General features: G+C 74.1%; 19 protein-coding genes. 12 read left to right on the forward strand and 7 right to left on the reverse strand.

All coding sequences use genetic code 11. From position 1 onward, the window contains the following. The coding region (locus tag KDL01_RS26405) for an MFS transporter (protein ID WP_212531310.1) at nucleotides 1-1,476 on the forward strand (1,476 nt) is incomplete at its 5' end. A gap of 1 nt (nucleotide 1,477) precedes the next feature. Here KDL01_RS26405 and KDL01_RS26410 read toward each other — a convergent pair. Next, nucleotides 1,478-3,475, reverse strand: coding sequence for a PAS domain-containing hybrid sensor histidine kinase/response regulator (locus KDL01_RS26410; protein ID WP_212531311.1), 1,998 nt, complete (start codon nucleotides 3,473-3,475; stop codon nucleotides 1,478-1,480). Further along, complete coding sequence (locus KDL01_RS26415; RefSeq protein WP_307846605.1) at nucleotides 3,475-3,912, reverse strand: response regulator; 438 nt, start codon at nucleotides 3,910-3,912, stop codon at nucleotides 3,475-3,477. Before KDL01_RS26415 ends, KDL01_RS26410 begins: the two co-directional genes overlap by 1 nt. A 306-nt stretch (nucleotides 3,913-4,218) precedes the next feature. Here KDL01_RS26415 and KDL01_RS26420 point away from each other — a divergent pair, with 306 nt between their 5' ends. Next, nucleotides 4,219-4,617: a hypothetical protein gene (locus KDL01_RS26420; protein WP_212531312.1), complete on the forward strand. Its 399-nt coding sequence runs from the start codon at nucleotides 4,219-4,221 to the stop codon at nucleotides 4,615-4,617. Nucleotides 4,618-4,645: 28 nt separating this feature from the next. Here the strand turns inward: KDL01_RS26420 and KDL01_RS26425 are convergent, their stop codons facing one another. Further along, nucleotides 4,646-5,371 (reverse strand): response regulator transcription factor, encoded by a 726-nt coding sequence (locus KDL01_RS26425; protein WP_212531313.1) that lies wholly within the window; start codon nucleotides 5,369-5,371, stop codon nucleotides 4,646-4,648. 2 nt (nucleotides 5,372-5,373) lie between these two features. Beyond that, entirely contained in the window at nucleotides 5,374-5,682 is a 309-nt protein-coding gene (locus tag KDL01_RS26430) for a histidine kinase dimerization/phospho-acceptor domain-containing protein (protein ID WP_212531314.1), read from the reverse strand. A gap of 210 nt (nucleotides 5,683-5,892) precedes the next feature. On the opposite strand from KDL01_RS26430, the gene KDL01_RS26435 reads away from it, so the two are divergent. Next, the gene (locus KDL01_RS26435; RefSeq protein ID WP_212531315.1) at nucleotides 5,893-6,807 is read left to right on the forward strand and encodes a glycosyltransferase family 2 protein; all 915 of its coding nucleotides are present in this window, start codon (nucleotides 5,893-5,895) and stop codon (nucleotides 6,805-6,807) included. Beyond that, entirely contained in the window at nucleotides 6,804-7,745 is a 942-nt protein-coding gene (locus KDL01_RS26440) for a glycosyltransferase family 2 protein (protein ID WP_212531316.1), read from the forward strand. The genes KDL01_RS26435 and KDL01_RS26440 overlap by 4 nt, the downstream gene beginning before the upstream one ends. Before the next feature lie 29 nt (nucleotides 7,746-7,774). Here KDL01_RS26440 and KDL01_RS26445 read toward each other — a convergent pair whose 3' ends face one another. Both KDL01_RS26445 and KDL01_RS26450 read right to left on the reverse strand, forming a co-directional pair. Next, the gene (locus KDL01_RS26445; RefSeq protein ID WP_212531317.1) at nucleotides 7,775-8,119 is read right to left on the reverse strand and encodes a hypothetical protein; all 345 of its coding nucleotides are present in this window, start codon (nucleotides 8,117-8,119) and stop codon (nucleotides 7,775-7,777) included. After that, nucleotides 8,071-9,009 (reverse strand): NAD(P)-binding domain-containing protein, encoded by a 939-nt coding sequence (locus KDL01_RS26450; protein ID WP_212531318.1) that lies wholly within the window; start codon nucleotides 9,007-9,009, stop codon nucleotides 8,071-8,073. Before KDL01_RS26450 ends, KDL01_RS26445 begins: the two co-directional genes overlap by 49 nt. A 251-nt stretch (nucleotides 9,010-9,260) precedes the next feature. Between KDL01_RS26450 and KDL01_RS26455 the strand changes: the two genes are divergently transcribed. Beyond that, entirely contained in the window at nucleotides 9,261-10,553 is a 1,293-nt protein-coding gene (locus KDL01_RS26455) for a carboxylate--amine ligase (protein WP_212531319.1), read from the forward strand. Here the strand turns inward: KDL01_RS26455 and KDL01_RS26460 are convergent. Next, entirely contained in the window at nucleotides 10,507-11,643 is a 1,137-nt protein-coding gene (locus KDL01_RS26460) for a glycoside hydrolase family 26 protein (RefSeq protein WP_246577025.1), read from the reverse strand. The two genes, KDL01_RS26455 and KDL01_RS26460, sit on opposite strands and share 47 nt — an antisense overlap. A gap of 133 nt (nucleotides 11,644-11,776) precedes the next feature. Between KDL01_RS26460 and KDL01_RS26465 the strand changes: the two genes are divergently transcribed. The 7 genes from KDL01_RS26465 to KDL01_RS26495 form a co-directional block, all read left to right on the forward strand. Continuing rightward, nucleotides 11,777-13,054, forward strand: coding sequence for a GNAT family N-acetyltransferase (locus KDL01_RS26465; RefSeq protein WP_212531321.1), 1,278 nt, complete (start codon nucleotides 11,777-11,779; stop codon nucleotides 13,052-13,054). Beyond that, nucleotides 13,051-14,238: a glycosyltransferase gene (locus KDL01_RS26470; protein WP_212531322.1), complete on the forward strand. Its 1,188-nt coding sequence runs from the start codon at nucleotides 13,051-13,053 to the stop codon at nucleotides 14,236-14,238. The genes KDL01_RS26465 and KDL01_RS26470 overlap by 4 nt, the downstream gene beginning before the upstream one ends. Nucleotides 14,239-14,246: 8 nt before the next feature. Further along, a complete protein-coding gene (locus KDL01_RS26475) occupies nucleotides 14,247-15,482 on the forward strand; it encodes a glycosyltransferase (RefSeq protein WP_212531323.1) in 1,236 nt (411 codons plus the stop codon). Then, a complete protein-coding gene (locus tag KDL01_RS26480; protein WP_212531324.1) occupies nucleotides 15,479-17,365 on the forward strand; it encodes a hypothetical protein in 1,887 nt (628 codons plus the stop codon). Before KDL01_RS26475 ends, KDL01_RS26480 begins: the two co-directional genes overlap by 4 nt. Next, nucleotides 17,362-18,306: a hypothetical protein gene (locus KDL01_RS26485; protein WP_212531325.1), complete on the forward strand. Its 945-nt coding sequence runs from the start codon at nucleotides 17,362-17,364 to the stop codon at nucleotides 18,304-18,306. The genes KDL01_RS26480 and KDL01_RS26485 overlap by 4 nt, the downstream gene beginning before the upstream one ends. Continuing rightward, nucleotides 18,294-19,610: a lipopolysaccharide biosynthesis protein gene (locus KDL01_RS26490; RefSeq protein ID WP_212531326.1), complete on the forward strand. Its 1,317-nt coding sequence runs from the start codon at nucleotides 18,294-18,296 to the stop codon at nucleotides 19,608-19,610. The genes KDL01_RS26485 and KDL01_RS26490 overlap by 13 nt, the downstream gene beginning before the upstream one ends. A 4-nt stretch (nucleotides 19,611-19,614) precedes the next feature. After that, the coding region (locus KDL01_RS26495; RefSeq protein ID WP_212531327.1) for a glycosyltransferase at nucleotides 19,615-19,845 on the forward strand (231 nt) is incomplete at its 3' end.

Consider the following 19,845-nt stretch of genomic DNA (forward strand, 5'->3'; position numbering starts at 1 on the left):
CCGGATCCCGTTCCCCCACACGCTCTCGCCCAGCCCCTGCCGGAACAACTGCTTCCGGACGTCCAGGTCCCCCCGGAGCGCACGCTCCCGCCGCCGGCCGTCACGGCGCAGGGCCCTGATGCGCCCCGGACCCCGGTGCGCGCGTGGATCATGTGGCTCGCCGCCGTGGCCGTGTACCTCGTGGCCGTGTTCAACCGCGGCAGCCTCGGCGTCGCCGGATTCGCCGCGGAACGCCGGTTCGGCATCAACGCCTCGGCCCTGTCCACCTTCTCCATGCTCCAGGTGCTGGTCTACGCGGGCATGCAGATACCGGTGGGCCTGCTGATCGACCGGCTCGGGCCGCGCCGGATGCTCATCAGTGGCCTGAGTATCATGTGCGTCGCCCAGGCCTGCTTCGCCGCCGTGCCCTCCTTCGGCCTGGCGCTCGCCGCGCGCGGCCTGCTCGGCTGCGGCGACGCGATGATCTTCATCAGCGTGCTGCGGATCGTGGCGGCCTGGTTCCCGGTGCGCCGGGTGCCGCTGCTGACCCAGCTCACCTCGCTCACCGGCGCGGCCGGCGGCATCGCGAGCGCCTGGCCGCTGGCCTGGGCGCTGCGCACCTTCGGCTGGAGCGGGACCTTCCTCGCCATCGCGGGCGCCGGGGTGGCGGTGCTGGTGCTGCCCGGCGTGGTGGTGCGCGACGCCCCGCGCGCCGAGCCCGTCGCGTCTGCCGAGCCCGCCGAGCCCGCCGAGCCCGCCGTCGACGCCCCGGCGGCCCGGACCCGGGTGCGGGTCCAGATGCGCGAGGCGTGGGGCCGGGCGCACACCCGGCTGGGGTTCTGGATCCACTTCACCACGGGCTTTCCCGGCGCCGTGTTCGGCCTGCTGTGGGGCTACCCGTTCCTGGTGCAGGGCGAGGGCCTCGGCTCGGGCACGGCCAGCGCCCTGCTCACGCTCCTGATCTGCGCCGGCATGGGGATATCCTTCGGGTTCGGCATCCTGCTGACCCGCCGGCCGCACCAGCGGATTCCCTACGCACTGGCCGTGATCGCGGTGACAGCGTGCATGCTGGCCACGGTGCTGCTTTGGCCCGGCCGCGCGCCGCTGTGGCTGCTCGTCGTACTGATCCTCGCGTACGCGACGAACGGCGCCGGTTCCATGATCGCCTTCGACATCGCCCGCGGGGCCAACCCGCCGGAGAGCCTGGGCACCGCCTCCGGCATGGTCAACGTCGGCGCCTTCATCGCCTCGGCCATCACCCTGCAGGTGACCGGATTCCTGGTGGACCGCACCGGCGCCGGGCACGCCGTGACCGCCGCCGCCGCGGTCGCCGGCTACAAGACGGCCTTCTGCTTCCCGTTCCTGCTGCTCGGGATCGGCGCCACGCAGATCCTGCGGCTGGCCCGGATCACCGGCGAGTTCACCCCGTCCCTCGGCGCCCGGCACGCCCGCGGTGGACGCGGCGGCCACGGCGCCGCCGGCGAATGCGGGGCCTGAGTCAGTCCGTGCCCGGCCCGTCCGCGGCCTCCCGCGTCCCGCCGCCGAGCACCTCGCCGAGCGCCGTCAGCAGCGCGGCGGTGGTGAACGGCTTGTGCAGCAACGCCATGCCGTCGGGCAGCGGCCGGTCCCCGGGCAGGGTGCCGGCCGAGTAGCCGGACATGAGCAGCACCGGCAGCGCCGGATCCTGCTCGCGCACCGCCGTGGCGAGTTCGATCCCGGACATACCGGACATGACCAGGTCGGTCAGCAGCGCGTCGACCGACCCGGCGGACTCGCGGTACACCCGCAGGGCCTCGCTCGGCGCCGCGATGCCGACGGTCCGGTATCCGCCGCGTCCGGCCATCCGGCAGACCAGGTCGCGTACCGCGTCGTCGTCCTCGACCACGAGCAGGGTCTGGCCCCGGCCCTGCGCGGGCGCCGGCTCGGGCGACGCGGGCGCCACGGTGGGCCGCTCGACCGCGGGCAGGTCGATCCGCACCACGGTCCCCTCGCCGGGCCGCGAGCTGATGGCGATCTCGCCGCCGGCCGCCTTGACCACCCCGTACGCCGAGGAGAGCCCGAGTCCGGTGCCCGCCTCGGCGTCGGTGGTGAAGTAGGGCTCGAACACGTGCTTGCGCACCCGCTCGGGCATGCCGGAGCCGGTGTCGGACACGCTCAGGCGCACGATCGAGGCCGGCCCCACACCGTCGGGGCTCTGGTCGGGGTCCGGGTTCTGGCCGCCGTCCGCCGCGCCCGCCCGCCGCACGTTGGCGGTCTCGATCTCCAGCCGTCCGCCCGAGGGCATCGCGCGCCGGGCGTTGGTGACCAGGTTCAGCAGCAGCCGCTCCAGCTCGCTGCGGTCGATCCGGATCGGGCGCAGGTCCGGGGCCAGACGGGTGACGAACGTGACGTCCTCGCCGATCGTGCCGCGCAGCACCCGTTCCGTGTCGGCCACCACCTCGTTCGCGTCCAGGGTCTCCGGGCGCAGCGGCTCCTGGCGGCTGAACACGAGCAGCTGCCTGGTCAGCGCCGCGCCGCGCTCGGCCAGAGTGTGGATCGCGGCCATGCCGGGGCGGTGGGGGCTGTCCGGCGGCAGGTCGGTCAGGGCCAGGTCGGTGTGGCCGAGGATCACCGCGAGCAGGTTGTTGAAGTCGTGCGCGATCCCGCCGGCCAGCCGGCCCATCGACTCGAGCCGCTCGGCCTGGCGCAGCTGCTGCTGCATCGCGTCGCGCTGACGGTCCGCGATGACCCGGTCGGTGATGTCGCGCAGGATCCCCTCCACCGCGGTCACCCGGCCGTCCTGATCGTGCAGCGCCACCGCCCGCTGCTCGGTCCAGGTGTCCGCGCCGTCCGCGCGAGGCCAGCGCACCACCAGCGGACGGGGGTCCGAACTGTGCCAGGCGGCCGCGAGCGCGTCCCGGTCCTCCGGCGCGACCAGCGCGAACAGCGTGGCCGGGTCCCCGCACAGCTCCTGCGGCGCCCGGCCGAGCACGGCGCTCGCGGCGGGGCTGACGTATTCGACCTCTTCGGTCGGGTGCACCCGGTAACGGAACATCACATCCGGGGTGTGGTCGGCGAACAGCCGGAAGCGCTGCTCGCTCAGCCGCACCGCCACCTCCGCCGCCCGCCGCTCCCGCCGGACCTCGGTCTGGCGCAGCTCCCGGCGCACCACCCGCACCAGCCGGGCCGGCTGGTCCTTGAGCACGAAGTCGTGCGCCCCGGCCCGCATCAGCGCGGTCGCGGACTCCTCGCCGATCCGCCCGCTGACCAGGATGAACGGGATGTCCAGGCCGCTCGCCTTGACCAGGTCGAGCGCGTCCTCGGCGCCGAAGCCGGGCATCCAGTAGTCCGAGATCACCAGGTCGGGCGGACGCTCGCGCAGCGCCTCCCGGGCCGCCTCGGCCTCATCCACCCGCTCGTACTCCAGCTCCACCCCGCCGCGCCGCAGGTGCGCGACCACCAGCACGGCGTCGTCGGGGTTGTCCTCGCAGATCAGGATCCTGATCGGGTCGGCCATCAGAGCGTCCCCGGGTCCGGGCAGGGTTCGTTCACCGTGAGCCAGTACGAAGCCAGCGTCCCGACCATGGGGACGAAGTCGGCGAAGGACACCGGCTTGCACACGAAGCTGTTCGCGCCGCCGAGGTAGCAGTTGAGGATGTCGCGCCGCTCCCGTGAGGTGGTCAGCACGATCACCGGCAGCAGCCAGGTGCGCGCGTCCGCGCGCAGCCGCCCGAGCACCTCGAGCCCGCTGATCTTCGGCAGGTTGATGTCGAGCAGCACCAGCGCGGGTGCCAACCCCGGCCCGCCGTGCGCCGGCAGCAGCTGCTCCAGGCACTCCTCGCCGTCCGAGACGGCCACGATCCGGTTCCCGAAGCCGTTCTTGGCGAAGGCGCGGCGGGTGAGCAGGACGTCGTCCGGATTGTCCTCGGCCAGCAGGATCGGCGCGTCGGTCACGCTCCGTCACCCCCGGGTCCGTGCGCGCCGAACCCGGCCCTGGCCAAGTCCTCGGCCATCAGCCCGGGCACGATGCCAGCCCGCGTCGAGCCGGTCCGGTGACGCATCGCTTCCGCCTTGGGGACGGGAAACCTCGGTCGCTCCATGGTCGGCCGGGCCGACCAGGGCGGCAACCCGGGTCGTCGGTCCGGGCCCGGGGGAGCGCCGGGAATCTTGAGCGGAACCTGACCATGCCCACACGCTCCCTTTCGGCGCCCGGGCGAGCCTGGTGGAGTAGATCAGTGCGAGGTGCGAGAGGTGGGTGCGATGGAGGCTGCGCGGCACGGAGCCCCGGCCCGCCCGGCCGTGGACCTCGAACGCCTGGCCCGGGTGCGCTCCGAGGTGGGCGACCGGACCCTGCGCCGCTACGCCCGCGCATACCTGGACCTGCTCTTCGCCCGGATCGAGCGGATCGAGCAGGCGATGGCCGCCGCCGACGCCGCCGAGGCCCGCCGGATCATGTTCGACCTGCGGGTGAGCAGCGACATGCTGGGCGCGGCCCGGCTGCCGCGGATGATCGCCAAGCTGGAGTCCTCGCCGCAGAGCTGGGTCGCGCTGAGTGCGGCGCACCTGCGCGGGGTGCGCCGCGAGGCCCGGCGGGTGGCCACCGAGCTCGGCCGCTACCTCGACGGCAACGGCCTCGGGCACGCCGCGGCCGGCCGGTGAGGCTCCGCGCGGGCGGACCTGGGCGCAGTCAGCTCTCCGGCGAGCCGAAGCGGTACCCGATGCCGCGCACGGTGTGCACCCAGTGCCCGTCCTGCGCGCTCTCGCCGAGCTTGCGCCGCAGGTTCGCCACGTGCACGTCGATGACGTGGTCGTCGCCCGGCCAGTCGGTGCGCCACACCCGCCGGGCCAGCGTGTCGCGCTCCCACACCCGGCGCGGACGGCTCATGAAGGCCTCGAGCAGGTCGAACTCGGTCCGGGTGAGGTCCACCGGCTCCTCGGCCAGGGTCACCTCGCGGCTCTCCCGGTCCAGCGCCAGTTCGCCGATCCGCAGCACCGCGGCGTCGTCCTGCGGCTCGCGGTCGCCCGGATCGGCCAGCCGGGGGCGGCGGAACATCGCGCCGACCCTGGCACGCAGCTCGCGTGGCGAGAACGGCTTGCCCAGGTAGTCGTCCGCGCCGACCTCGAGCCCGATCAGCCGGTCGGTCTCCTCGGCCCGCGCGGTCAGCATGATGATGTAAGCGTTCGTCATCCCGCGCAGCGTCCGGCACACCTCGATGCCGTCCATGTCCGGCAGCGTCAGGTCCAGCGTGACCAGGTCCGGCGGGCGGCGGCGCGCCTGCTCCAGCGCGCTCGCCCCGGTGCCCGCGCCCACCGGCTCGAACCCGGCCTGCCGCAGCGTGTCGCACAGCAGCAGCCTGATGTCCGGCGCGTCCTCCACGATCAGGGCGATCCGGCGCTCGGTCTCGCCGTCCACGGCTACGCCCCGTCCCGCGGTCCGGGTTCCTGTGCGGCCGCGCGTCGTGCGGGCGCGGCCACCGCGGGGTCGAGTTCGTCCACGAGGCCGGACAGCCGCCGCACGCTCGCCTCCACCGTCCGCAGCGCGTCCGCCTGCTCGGGGGTGATCGGGCCGAAGCTGCCGTCGGCGAGAAGTTCCAGGTAGCCCAGCGCGCTGGTCAACGGGGTGCGCAACTGGTGGGTCAACGCGCCGAGCAGATCGCTTCCGCGCACGTCGAGCGGGCTTAACGCCTCGACCAGGGCCACGGTGGGCCGCGCGGAGTCACCCACCCGACCAGGTTAGATCGCCGCCGTGGGAGCGGCGAGTCGGCTCGCCGCGCCCGACCGGCCCGATCGGCTGCGGCCGGGCGCGGCCGACGCGAGTCCGAAGCCTTGAGCAAACGCTGACCATCGCTTGAACGCCGCTGGATCTTCGCCGCCGAGCCTGGATGAAGAGGGCGCGAGAAGCCCCCGCCACATCAGGGGAACAGGTGAAGAACGATGGCGATCATCGAAAGCTACCGGGCCGAGCCGGGCGCCGTCACCGCGCGAGCGCGGCCCGCGGCCGTGGACACGGCCCCGCGACAGACCCCGCCGAGCCCGGCGACGGCAGCGCTGCCGGCCGGCTCGCCCCGGGTGAGCGTGGTCATCCCGGCCCGCGACGAGGCGCGCAATCTGCCGCTGGTGCTCGCCGAACTGCCCGAGGGCCTGCACGAGGTCGTCTTGGTCGACGGCGGCTCGCGCGACGGCACCGTGGCCGCGGCCCGCCGGGCCCGCCCGGACGTGCGGGTGGTGCGCCAGACCCGCCGCGGCAAGGGGAACGCGCTGGTCTGCGGGCTGGCCGCGTGCACCGGCGAGATCGCGATCCTGCTGGACGCCGACTACTCGGCCGACCCGGGCGAGATCGCCGCGTTCGTGGCGAAGCTGCGCGAGGGCGCCGACCTGGTCAAGGGCAGCCGCTTCCTGCACGGCGGCGGCAGTTCGGACCTGACCGCGGTGCGCAGCCTGGGCAACAAGACCCTGCTGTTCCTGATGAACCGGCTCTACCGCACCTCGTTCAGCGACCTGTGCTACGGCTACAACGCGCTGTGGACGCGCTGCTTCGAGGACCTGGAACTGCCCTCGGTCGGCCCGGGTGAAGCAGAGTTCGGCGACGGGTTCGAGTTCGAGACCGTGCTGGCCGCGCACGCCGCCACCGCCCGCCTGGAGATCGGCGAGGTGCCGTCGTTCGAGCGGGACCGGCGGTTCGGCGAGAGCCACCTGAACACCTGGCGCGACGGCTGGCGGGTACTGCACGCGATCCTGCGCGAGCGGCTGCCCTCGGTCGCCGCCTGCCCGGCAGCCGGCCCGAGTGCCGAGCCGTCAGCCGAGGTGCTGGCCACCGCGGTCCCGGCGGGCGCGGAGAAGCGGTCATGAAGACGCGCGCGGCTCTCGCCGTGACCCAGCTGGACCTGGACCTGCCAGACGGACCGCTGGTCGGCCCGGCCGAGACGACCACCGTCCTGGCCCTGATCCGGCTGCACCGCCACCCGCTCGGGGTGGTGGAGGTGCGGATCGAGAGCGGACACCCGTTCGCCACCCGGCTGCGCCGCGCCGCCGTCCTCGAACTCGGCCCGGCCATCCTCGAACACGAACTGCGCGACCAGGCCGCCGAGCCGATGCCGTGGGAACTCGCGGAGCCCGCGACCGCGTCCGCCGCCCACGCCTTCGCCGACCCGTCCGTCCCGCCGTGTCTGCGCCGCCGGGCCACCCTGCTCGGCGACCCGCCGTCGATCAGCGTCGTGGTGGGCACCCGCGAGCAGCAGCCGGACCGGCTGGCCCGCTGCCTCGACTCGCTCGCCGCGGTGCGCTACCCGCGCTACGAGGTCCTGGTGGTCGACAGCGCGCCGGAGACCGACGCCACCCGCCGCCTGGTGAACCGGGCCGACGGGCCTGTACGGTACCTGCGCACCCGCCGCCCCGGCCGGGCTGCCGTGCACGAGCTCGGCGCGGCCGAGGCCACCGGACGGCTGCTCGCCTTCACCGGCGACGACGTGCGGGTGGACCGGGACTGGCTGCCCGCGCTGGCCGAGTCCTTCGCCGACGCCCAGGTCGGCTGCGTCGCCGGGCTGACCATGCCGGTGGACCCGCCCGCCCCGCCGCGCGGCATCCTCTCCCGCGGCGGCGCCTGGCGCGGCGCCACCCCGGGCCTGAACCTGGCCGTGGACGCCGACCTGGCCCACGACCTGCGCGGCTTCGACCCGGACGCGGTCGCCGAGCTCTCCGCCCGGGCGGCCTACCAGCCCGACGCGGTGGTCTGGCACCAGCACCGCGGCGCCCCGGTCGCGGCGCTCACCCTGAGCGCCGCCTCATGACAGGGCCCTGCAACGCCGTGCCAGGGCCCTCAATCGCCGCCGTGCACCCGGGCGTGCACCGCGCGGGCGACCCGAGGACTCGCGAACGCGGTGCCGCAGACGAACCGCATCAGCGGGCCGTACGAGGCGGCGGCGGGGAATCCGACGAAGTAGAGCCCTGGGATCGAGGACTGATATCCCGGGCCGAGCCTGGGCCAGTACTCCACCCGGGCCAGCTCGGCCCGCAGGTCCGGGCTCAGGAACGGGAAGGAGTCCGGCCCGATCCGGTAGCCGGTGGCCGCGATGACGTGCTCGGTGCGCAGCGTCTCGTCCCCGTCCGGGCCGGTCAGCAGCAGCTCGACGTCGCCGCCTGCCCCGGGCCGTACCCCGGCCACCGCCTGCCGGGTGCGGATCGGGATCCGGTCCTGCACCCGGTCGCGCAGCCACCACGCGCCGGCCGGCCCGAGCACCCGGGCGACGAGCGAGAGCCGGGCCGCGTCGGGCAGGTGCCGGAACGCGGCCGGACCCTTGACCACCGCGTACAGCGGCCAGCCGGGGCCGAGCGGGCCCTGCGGCTCGGGGATCTGGTGGTAGAGGCCGAGCAGCCGCCCGGTGTCGCGTCGTACGGCGACCCGGCGAACACCACGTCCGGCTTGCGCACCACCACGGTCGGCCGGGCTCCGGCCTCGGCCAGCAGTGCCGCGCTCTCCAGCGCGGACTGCCCGGCGCCGACCACCGCCACCTGCCGCCCGGCGAAGCGGGACAGGTCGTCGTGCTCGCTGCTGTGCGAGACCAGTCCGGCGCCGTGCAGATCCTCGGGCGGCCGCAGTTCGGGCGGGGTGTGCGCGTGCCCGATCAGGCCGCTGGCGACGACGACCGCCCGGGTGTGGAAGCGCTCGCCGTCGCCGGTGTCGACCGCGAAGCCGTCCGCGCCGTCGCGGGCGATCGAGGTCACCTCGGTCCGCTCGACCGCGGGCGCGAGCGTGCGGGCGAACCAGTCGCCGTACTCGCGGAACAACGCGATCGGCACGGCCTCGTGCTCGCCGGGCATGTGCACCCCGGTCAGCCGGCAGTAGTCCTCCAGGCTGAACCCGGTGCGCCCGGCCGCGATGCTGGAGGCGTCGGGCGGGGACTTGAGGAACATCCCGGCGGGCATGTGCGAGCGCCAGGTCCGCATCGGCTCGCCGAAGATCCGGGTGCGCAGCCGGTGGCGCCCGAGGTGCGCGTAAGCGGAAAGGCCGTAGGGCCCCGCGCCCAACACGAGAACGTCCGTGGCAGTCGTCATGGGCCAGGTCCTTCGGAGCGGCGTTTCCCACGCTCCGGGGCGCCGCGACCGGCGCCCGAAATGCGCGGATTGATGCGCCTCAGGCTCTCACGCCGGCCCACGGCCCGCGCGTCGAGTGCGTCGAACGGGTCGGGCCGATCGGGCCGCTCGGGCGGCGTCGGGAGGATCGGGCGCGCGGGTCGCGGCGGGCAGGCGGGTGACGGTCGGTGCGCGAGTGGCGGTTGATCGGATCGGAGCGGACAATCGCGATCATGGGAGCATTCTCCCGTCCGCCGCCTCCGGAGCTGGACCGCGGCCGCCCGGTGCTCGTGGTCCGGGTCGGCCACTCGCCGCTGCTCAACCACGGGGCGGTCGGCGCGATCCGCAGCCTCGGGCGGGTCGGCGTGCCCACCTACGCGCTGACGGAGGACCGCGCCGCGCCGGTGGGCGCCTCGCGCTACCTGACCGGGCGCTTCGTCTGGCCGGTCACCGGCGCCGAGGACCCGCGCTGGCTGGTGGCGGGCCTGCGCCGGATCTGCGCGAGCCTGGACCGCCCGGCGATCGCGCTGCCCACCAGCGACGAGGCCGCCGTGCTGCTCGCCGAGCACCGCCAGGACCTCGCCGACATGCTGGTCCAGCACGAGCTCGCCCCCGACCTGCCCCGGCGCCTGATCGACAAGGCCAGCCTGTTCGAGCTCTGCTCCGCGCACCGCCTGCCTACTCCGCGCACGCTCACCGCCGGCTCGGCCGACGAACTCGCCGACGCGGTCGAGCACCTCGGACTGCCGGTCGTGGTGAAGAACGCCGACCTGTCCGGTCGCCTGGGCAACCCGATCGTCTCCACGACCACCCGGCTTTCCACCGCAGCCGACGTCGACGCGCTGTCCACCGCGCTCGAGCAGGGCGGCGCCAAGCGGCTGCTGGTCCAGGAGTTCGTGCCCGAGGACGGCTTGTCCGACCGGCCGGCCGACTGGTTCGCGCACGTGTACTGCGCGCGGGACGGCACGATCCCGCTGGTGTTCACCGGCCGCAAGCTGCACAGCTGGCCCCCGGACGGCGGCGTGACGGCCCGCGGCGTGGCCGTGGCGAACCCCGAGCTGGCCGAGCTGGTGCGGCATACGTGCGGCGAGCTCGGCTACCGCGGCATCGGCGACATGGACTGGCGCTACGACGCCCGCGACGACATGTACAAGCTGGTCGACTTCAACCCGCGCCTGGGCGCACAGGCCCAGCTCTTCCGCACCAGCGCGGGAGTGGACCTGGTGCGCGCGCTGCACCTGGACCTGACCGGCCGTCCGATTCCACCGGGGCGTCAGGTGGACGGCCTCGAGCTGTTCGTCGAGCACCTCGACGCCGCGGCCACGTTCGTCGAGTGGCGTCGGGCCGGCGGCAACCTCGGCGTCGGCCCACTGACCGCTCCGGCGGCGCCGGTGTCCCGGCGCGAGACGGCCTGGTTCGCGTGGGACGACCCGCTGCCCTTCGCCGTCGTCACGGCCCGGTTCGGGCGCAACATCGCGGTCAAGACGCTGCGGCGGATACGCGGGCGAGCCCGACCGGCTGGTTGATCACGCCCGGGTCGGTCAGCAGGCGCGATCCGTTCGTGTTGTGCGTGCCGGTGGGGCCGACCTGGCCGTTCCAGGCCAGGAAGTAGGCGGCGAGCGGATAGTCCGCGTGCAGGGCGTCGTTCCAGGCGGCGAAGTCCACGGCCGAGTCGGCCTCGTCGTTCCCGTTGTTCCCGCCGAGCTCCGCGAACGCGAAGGGCTTGCCCTGGTTCTCGGCCAACCCGGACAGCTCCTGGTAGGTGCGCGGCACGTCGTCGGTGCGCGCGGTCGCGGGCCCGGCGGGGGCGTTGGTGTAGCAGTCCGCGCCGATCACGTCCACGTACCGGCCGCCCGGGTAGTAGTCCGTGGTGGAGATCCCGTTCGAGGCGTCGCCGCCGACCCCGTCTGTCGCCTCGCAGCCGGGCGACCAGACCCACAGCACCTGGTGTCCGGACGCACCGAGGGCGGTATCGACGTAGGCGAACATCCGCTGCCACACCTGGCGGAAGACGGCCGGGCTCTGCCCGCTCCACCAGAACGCCTGGCCGTTCATCTCCAGCAGCGGCCGGAACAGCACCGGCACGCCCGCGTCCGTCAGACGGGCTAGTCCCGCCGCGATCTGGGTGAGCTGGGTGTCCCACGTTCGGCCGATCGCGGTGTCCGGCTGGGTCAACTGGGTGAACTGCGCGGGGTCCATCGGAGTGGTGAACGCTGCTCCGGACGGGTTAGGCCCGTGCACGCTCACCGTGACCAGTCCGCCGTCCGCCGCGTACTGCCGCAGCGCGGTGTCGCAGGACGTGTCGATCACCGGCTGGCCGCCGCTCGGCAGATCGGCGTAGTCGCAGCCGGTCAGCCCGGGGAAGGTGCCGTTTACCGACCAGGTGTGCGCGTCGAACCCGGAGCCGTACCCGCCGAAGTAGCCGGACACCAGCCGCGGCCCGGTCCCGCGCGCGGGCAGCGCGGCCAGCCAGGCCAGCTCCGCCCGCGCCGCCGTCCCGGCCCGGGTGTCGGCGGGTGACGGTGTGCCCACCGCGGCCGGGGCCGTCGCCGCCGAGCCGCATCCCGCCGCACTCACCCCGGTGGCCCCGAGGGCGGCGGCCGCCGCGAGAAGCATCACGCGCCGCACCGGCCCACCTCTCTCCGCCTGACGCCGTGCCAAATGTCAGAAATGTCAGATTGCGTGGATATGCACCCCAGATTACGGTGGTAACGCCGCAACCATAGCCGTGAGGGAGGCGTGCCGCGCCATGCCACGCCCGCTCGAGACGCACCCTGAGCCGCGCATTCGCGCTGAAGGGTCGTCGGAACCCCTGCTGACCTCGCTCACCCGCTTCGCCCAGTTCGCCACGCTCGAAGCCGAGTGGCGCGCCCTGGCCGACGAGGCCGCGCCGCTCAACCCCTACGCCTCGCCCGACTGGACGCTGACCTGGCTGCGCCACACCGTGGCCGAGCCGGAGCTCGCGCTCCTGACGGTGCGTCGGGGCGAGCGCCTGATCGGCCTCGCGCCGTTCTACCTGCGCGACCTCGGCCACCTCGCCCGCACGGTCCAGCTCGCCGGGACCGGACGGCTCGGCGCGCTGACCGAACTGCCCCAGGTGCTCGCCGCCCCCGGCGAGACCCGGCGGGTGTTGCGGGCCGTGGTCGGCCACTGGCTCGCCCGATCGGACGAATGGGATTGGCTGGAACTTCCCCTGACGGTGGATCAGGGCTGGTTCGAGCCGCAGTGGCTCGGCGAGAGCAAGGCCGTGAGCGGACTCGTCCAGCACAAGACCACCCGCGCGGCGGTAGTCCTGCCGCTGGTCCGGCCGGACGGCTCCGACCACCACGATCATGACGACCACGCGGGCCACCCGCTGCGTCCCTTCATCAAGCGCAATGTCTGGGAGAGCGTCAAACGCGCCCGCCACCGCCTAGACCGTTCCGGCGAACCCTGGGACATCACCATCCACGCCGGCCCGGCCGCGGTGCGCGCGGTGCTGCCGGACCTGCGGCGGCTGCACACCGCACGGGCGCGGATGGCGGGCGCGCGGGTGCACCCGGACACCCTCGCCGACCCGAGCCGCCGCGCGTTCTTCGCCGACGCCGTCCACCGGATGGCCACCTCGGGCCGGGCCGAGGTGCTCACCCTCGACGTCGCCGGCACGCCGGTGGCCGCCGCGCTCGTGCTGCGCGCCCGCTCGGCCTCCTACCTGGCGCTGACCGGCCTCGATCCGGACTGGTGGGCCGTCGGCCCGGTCACCCTGCTGCAGTACACGGCGATGGAACGGGCGCTCGAGCGCGGCGACACGGAGGCGAATTTGTCGGTCGGTCCCGACGTCTCCAAGTTGCGCTGGAGCGAGCACGTGGTGCAGCACCCTGAATTCGTGGTCTGCGGCCCGCGGACTCGCTCGCGGGTGCTGCTGTCCGGCTACGCGGCGGCCGCCGCGGTGGCGGCGGTGCGGCGGGAGGCGGCCCGGCACCAGGTGCGCGAGCGCGGCGCGGGGGAGCGGTCCGGGGCGCCGGCGCCGGACGGCGGGCACGCATGAGCGAGCCTCGGACGCCCCGGATCTGCGTGGTCGGCTCCGGCTGGCGGTTCACCAGCGGCATCAGCTACTACACCTGCCGGCTCTCCGGCGCGCTCGCCGACCACGCCGAGGTCAGCGCCGTGCTGATGCGCCGTCTGCTGCCGCGGCGGCTGTATCCGGGCCGGGCACGGGTCGGACAGACGCTGGCGGCGCTGGACTACGACCCGCGCGTCGAGGTGCTCGACGGCGTGGACTGGTACTGGGGCGCGAGCATCGTCCGGGCGGTGCGGCTGATCCGGCGCACCCGCCCGGACGTGCTGGTACTCGAGTGGTGGACCGGCGTCGTGCTGCACAGCTACCTCGTGCTCGTACTCGCCGCCCGCTCGGTCGGCGCCCGGGTGGTGGTCGAGTTCCACGAGGTCGAGGACACCGGCGAGGCCCGGATTCCGCTGGTGAGCGCGGTCGTGGGCCGCGGCCTGCGCACGGTGCTCTCCCGCGCGGACGGCTTCCTGGTGCACTCCTCGTTCGACCGCAGCGTCGTGCGTCAGACCTATGATCTGACCGGACGGCCCATCAAGGTCGTTCCGCACGGCCCCTACGACCACCACCGCGCCGCGCACCGGCCCGGCGCCGAGCCGGGGGTGTACCGGCTGCTGTTCTTCGGCACGATCCGGCCGTACAAGGGCCTGGAGTACCTGGTCGAGGCCTTCGACGCGCTGAGCGAAGCAGAGGTCTCCCGGTTCCGGCTCGCGGTCGTGGGGGAGACCTGGGAGGGCTGGACCCGGCCGCTGGAGCTGATCGCGGCCTCCCGCCACCGCGACCGGATCACGCTGGTGAACCGCTACGTCTCGGACGAGGAGGTCACCGGCTTCTTCGCCGACGCGGACGCGGTCGTGCTGCCGTACCTGCGCTCCTCGGCCAGCGGCCCGCTGCACATCGCGATGAGCAACGGCCTGCCGGTGATCGTCACCTCCGTGGGCGGGCTGACCGAGGCGGCGGCCGACTATGGCGGCGCGATCCTGGTCCCGCCGGGCGATGCCGCCGCGCTCGCCGACGCGCTGCGCGAGGTGCCGGAGCGCATCGGCGCGCAGTATCAGGACCGGCATTCGTGGGAGCCGAACGTCGAGGCCGTGCTCTCCTTCGTGCGCTCCGAGCCCGCGGCGCCCGAGCCGGCGGCGACGGACGGCGGCAGGGTGCGCCGGTGAGGATCGCGATGGCAGCCCCCGGATACCCGCCCACGCTCGGCGGCGTCGAGCAGGTGGTGGCGCAGGCGGCGCGCGCGCTCGCCCGGGCCGGACACGAGGTGGAGGTCTTCGCCCAGCAGCGCGCGGACGGCGCTGAGCGGACCGCGACCGAGATCGCGGAGGCCGACGCCGCCACCGCGGACGCCGCCCTCGACGAGCTGCCCGACCCGCCGGACCTGCGGCACCCGGCGCCGTTGCTCGCGAACCCGGCCGCGCGGGCCGGGCGCGTCATCGTGCACCGCTTCGCCACCTACGGCCCGCACGACTATCCGGTCTCGCCGGGGCTGTGGCAGGCCGTAGCGGCCCGGGCCGACGAATTCGACGTCGTACACGGCCACAGCTACCACACGCTGTCCGGGCTGGCCGGCGCGCTCGGCTCGCGCGCGCGGGCGCCGTTCGTCTTCTCGCCGCACTACCACGGCACCGGCCACTCGCCGCTGCGGGCCGCGCTGCACCGGATCTACCGGCCGGTCGGCGGCTACGTCTTCCACCGCGCCGACGCGGTCGTGTGCGTCTCGGAGGCCGAGGCCCGGCTGGTCGCCCAGCACTTCCCGGCCGCGGCCGACCGCTGCACGGTCGTGCCCAACGGCGTGGACCGCGCCGCCATCCGCGCCGCTCAGCCCTTTCCCGGGAGCCGCCCGACGATCCTGAGCGCCGGGCGGCTCGAGCGCTACAAGCGGGTCGACCGGCTGATCGAGGCCTTCGCCGAGCAGACGTACCCGGGCGTACGGCTGGTGGTGATCGGCGCCGGACCCGACCGGGAGCGCCTGGTCGCGCTCGCCCGCTCGCACGGATTGTTCGACCGGGGCGGCCCGCGCGTCGCCCGCTTCCCCGGCCGGGTCGCCGAGGACGTGCTCTACCGCTGGCTGCGCACCTGCCGGGTGCTGTGCAGCCTGTCCGAACACGAGGCGTTCGGCCTGGCCCCGGCCGAGGCGCTGGTCGCCGGGGCGACGGCGGTGCTCTCCGACATCCCGGCGCACCGCGAGCTGGCCGCGAGCGGCCCGGTGGAGCTGGTGCCCGCGGCCGAGGGCGCCGCCGCGCTCGCCGCCCGGCTCGACCGGCACCTGTACCAGCCCCTGCCGTCCCCCGACGCCGTCACCGTGGCCGACTGGGACGACGTGGCCGAACGCCTGGTCGCGGTCTACCAGTCCGTCGCCTCGGCGCGGCGCGGGACTCCCCGCCGGCCGCCCGGGGCGCGCCGGTGAACTCTGCGCGGTGGTGGCGGCTCGCCCTGTGGCCGGTGGTGACGCTGGGCGCGGTGGTGGTGGCCTGGAGCTATTCGATCGCCGCGACCCACGACGCCGGGGACACCGTGCACTACGCGGTGTTCTGGCTCGGCGTCCTGCTGGTGACCGCGCCCACCTTCGTGGTCGCGGGCTCGCGCCGCATCGGCGTCGGCACCCGGCTGGCCTGGCTGCTCGGCTACGCGGCGTTCACCTTCGTGCCGAAGCTGCTGCGCAACCCCTCGCTGCCGCTCTACTACGACGAGGTCGCGCACTGGCGGCAGAGCGCGGACCTGACCGCCAGTGGCACGCTCTATCAGCCCAATGCGCTGATCAGCATCATCGCCGACTTCCCCGGCCTGCACATCCTGACCGCGGCCGTCGGGGCCACCACGGGCCTGAGCACCTGGCACAGCGCCGAGATCGTGTTCTTCGCGGCGCATGTGATCGCCCTGCTGGGCGCGGTCTCGCTCGGCGAGGCGGTGTTCGGCTCGCTGCGCGCCGGGGCGATCGTCGGGCTCTTCTACAGCCTGAACTCCAGCTTCCTCTACTTCGACACCGAGTTCGGCTACGAGTCGCTGGGCATGGTCTTCTTCATCTGGTGCCTGGCCTGCGTGGGCTGGATGTACCGCGCGCGCACCCGCCGCGCCCGCCTGGCCTGGACCGCGGCCGCGGCGCTGCTCGGCATCGCCGTCGTGCCGGTGCACCATCTCAGTTCCCTGTTCCTGTTCCTCGCGCTCGCGTTCGTGACCGTCGCGGCGCTGCTCACCCGCCACAGCCGGGAGACGCAGCAGGAGGCGCACGGCCCGCTGTGGGAGAAGCTGCTCGTGCTCGGGCTGCTCGCGGGCATGATCGTGCTCTGGTTCACCGCGGCCGCGCCGCACACGGCCACCTACCTCTCGCCCTACTTCCAAGGCGGCTTCTCGCAGCTGGGCCGGCTGTGGTCGGGCACCGGCAACGGCCGCACGCTCTACAGCGCGAGCTCGAACCCGAAGTACGAGCAGCTGTTCGCCTTCGTCGCCCCGGCGCTGGTCGGGCTGCTCGCGCTGGCCGGGATCCTCGGCTTCCTGCGCCGCCGGCGCCGGGCCGCGGCCGGCGCGGACTACGCCGTATGGTCCCCGATGCGCATCGGCCTGAGCGCCTACGGCCTGCTCTACTTCCTCGCGCTGCCCTTCATCCTCACCGCCAGCGGAGCCGAGGGCGCGCGCCGGAGCTGGGGGTTCAGCTACCTCGGCCTGGCCGTCCTGGTGACGCCGGTGGTGCTCGCGCTGCTCGACTCCCCGCGCTGGACGGGCACGGTCCGGCGGCGCCGGGCGGTGGGCACCGCGTCGGTGTGCGCCGGCTGCGTCGTGCTGATCGGGAACGTCTCGGCCGGCCTCGACGGGGACTACCGCTTCCCCGGCCCCTACGTCTTCGGCTCGGACACCCGCTCGGTCACCCCGGAGGGCGTCGCGGCCGCGCAGTGGCTGGCCCGCAGTGTCGGCGGCAGGCAGAAGATCCTCGCGGACCGGTACGCGGGCCTGCTCTTCGTGCGCGACGCCGCCTCCTGGCCGGCCACCCCGTCGCCCGGCTTCCCGGCGTACGACCTCTACTTCTCCGAGGGCAAGCCCTCCGACGCGCTGGTGGCGGAGCTGGCCACCTCGGGCTACACCTATATGATCATCGACGATCGGATGGCCACGCAGCAGCCCGCGCAGGGCGAGTACTTCGGGCCCGGCGAGCCGAATCATCCCCCCACCCCGGGCGCGTTGAGTCAGTACACGCACGACCCGTGGACCACACTGGTCTACCAGAGCGACCACTACTCGATCTACCGCTTCGACTTCGCCGCGATCGACGCGCACGTCACCGGGAGCACGCCATGACCACGCCGGCCGAGCGGGTCCGCGCGCACCGCGAGACCGCCGTCTGCGCCGGACTGCTGTTGCTCGGCGTGCTGGCCTACCTGCTCGCGCCGCCTGGAGCGTTCCGTGCGGTGTGCGTCGCGCCGACGGTGCTGTGGCTGCCGGGCCGCGGCCTCGCGCTACGGCTGGGCCTCGACCGGGCTGCCGGATTCTGGGCCGCGCCGCTCTCCGTCCTGCTCGGCATCGCCGCGCTGATCCTGGCCGCCGTCATCGTCTACGCCGTCAACGGACACGTCCCCTTCGGCCCGCTGGCGCTGTGGGCAGGCGTGGCCGGACTGCTGCTGATCGCCTGGCACGGGCACGCGACCGCGCCAGCCGTTGCCGAGGCTGAATCCGAGCCCGGAACCGCGCCCGGAACCGCGCCCGGATCCGCGTCGGCGACGGACCCCGCGCTCGCGCGTGCGGCGGACTGGCGGCCGGCGCATCCGGTCGCGGCCGGGGCGCTGATGCTGCTCGGCGCCGCGGCCTCGGCGGCGGTGCTCGCGCTCGCCTACCACCTGCTGCCCACGCAGAAGCAGCCCGGCTACCTCGCCTTCGGCTACGCGCCCGGCTTCGCGGCCACCACCGGCGTGGTCAACGCGGCCGCGGGCGCGCAGCTGACCGTCCCGTTCACCGTCACCGCCTCGCAGCAGAACACGAACGGACTGACCGTCGTGGCCGCGCTCGACGGCGTGCGCGTGGGCGGGTCCGCGCCGGTGGCCGTGCGCACCGGTCCGGCCCCGCGCGCCGCGAACGGCGCCACCGACGCCCACGACGCCGAGGGCGCGGCCCGGCTCGTCGTGACGGTGCCTGCCGGCTGTCTGAACCGCTTCACCTTCACCCTCGAGCGCGACGGCGCCGCCCTGCGCACGCTCGACCTCTACGTGACCACCGACCGCCTGGCCTCCGCGTGCTCCACCTGATCACCCGGCAGATCGCCCGCGTGCGCGCCGACTCACTGGCCCGCAACAGCGTCGGCATCATGGCCACGAGCGCGGTCAACGCCGCCCTCGGCTACATCTACTGGATCGTCGCCGCCCGCGCGCTGCCGACTTCCACCGTCGGCCTCGGCTCGAGTGTGGTCTCCGCGATGGTGATCGTCTCGCTCGCGATCTACCTCGGCCCCAGCAGTACCTTGATCGCCCGGCTGCCCAACCGCACGACCCGCGACGACTGGCTGGTCACGGTCCTGGGCACGCTGGTGGTGTGCTGCGTGGCCACGCTCGTGGTCGCGGTCATCGCGCTCTTCCCGCTCGAGTTGCTGCTCAAGCCGCTGCGACCGCTGCGCGACGATCCGGTGCTCGCGCTGTGGTACGTGTTCGGCGCGGTCGGCTGGACCGCCTCGGGCCTGCTCGACTCCGTCTACATCGCGGAGCGCCGGGCCGACTACATGTTCTGGCGCAACGCCTTCTCCTCGGCGCTGAAACTCCTGGTGCTGATCGTGCTGGCCGTCCTGCCCGAACACCGCGGCGCCACCACGATCGTCTCGACCTGGGCGCTGAGCGGGATCCTCGGCACCTTCTACGGGCTCTACCTGTGCCACCGCCACTTCCACCGCCTCGGCCGGATCGCGCACGCGAGCGCCAGCCTGCGCGCCGCGATGACCGAGGAGGCCCTGCTGCTGGCCCGGCCCAGCGCCGGGCACCACGCCATCAGCGTCAGCGGGCTGCTCCCGACCTACCTGCTGCCGATCGTGGTGACCGCGCGGCTCGGCACCCGGGAGAACGCGTACTTCTACGTCACCTGGATGATCGGCAGTGCGATCTTCATGATCAGCCCGGCCGTCTCCTCCGCCATCTTCGCCGAGGGCAGCTACGACGCCACCCGGATGCGCGCGATGGCCCGGGCCTCACTGAAGATCATCATGGCCATGATCGTCCCGTCGACGCTGATCGTGGGCGCCCTGGGCAAGCCCATCCTGCACCTGTACGGCGCGGACTACGCCGCCGCCGGGTTCGGGCTGCTGCTGATCCTGCTGCTCTCCTCGTATCCGGACGCCATCACCAACATCTCGGTGGCCACGCTCCGGGTGCGCGGCGCCCTCGGCCGGGCCGCGGTCCTCAACGGCACCATGGCCGTGATCGCGGTCGTCGGAGCCTGGGTGCTCGCCCCCGCCTACGGCATCGCCGGCGCCGGCTCGGCCTGGCTGATCGCCCAGATCGTCGGCACGATCGGCGTGATCGTGCTGCGCCGGCGGCTGTGGCCGCCCGCGGACGGAACCGAGTGACCCCATGCACATCCTGCATCTGACCGACCTGTACCGGCCCTCCGTAGGCGGCCTGGAGAACCACGTCGAGGCCGTCTCCCGCGCGTTCCTCGAACTCGGACACCGGGTCTCGGTGATCACGGTGGGTGCTCCCGGCCTGCCCGAGTCCCAGGACGTGAACGGCGTGGCCGTGCACCGGATCCGCGGCTGGAGCAGCGCCCTGACCCGCCTGCACGACGACCCCGCCCGGCCGTTC

The organism is Actinospica durhamensis (assembly GCF_018139695.1).
Lineage (GTDB): Bacteria > Actinomycetota > Actinomycetes > Streptomycetales > Catenulisporaceae > Actinospica > Actinospica durhamensis.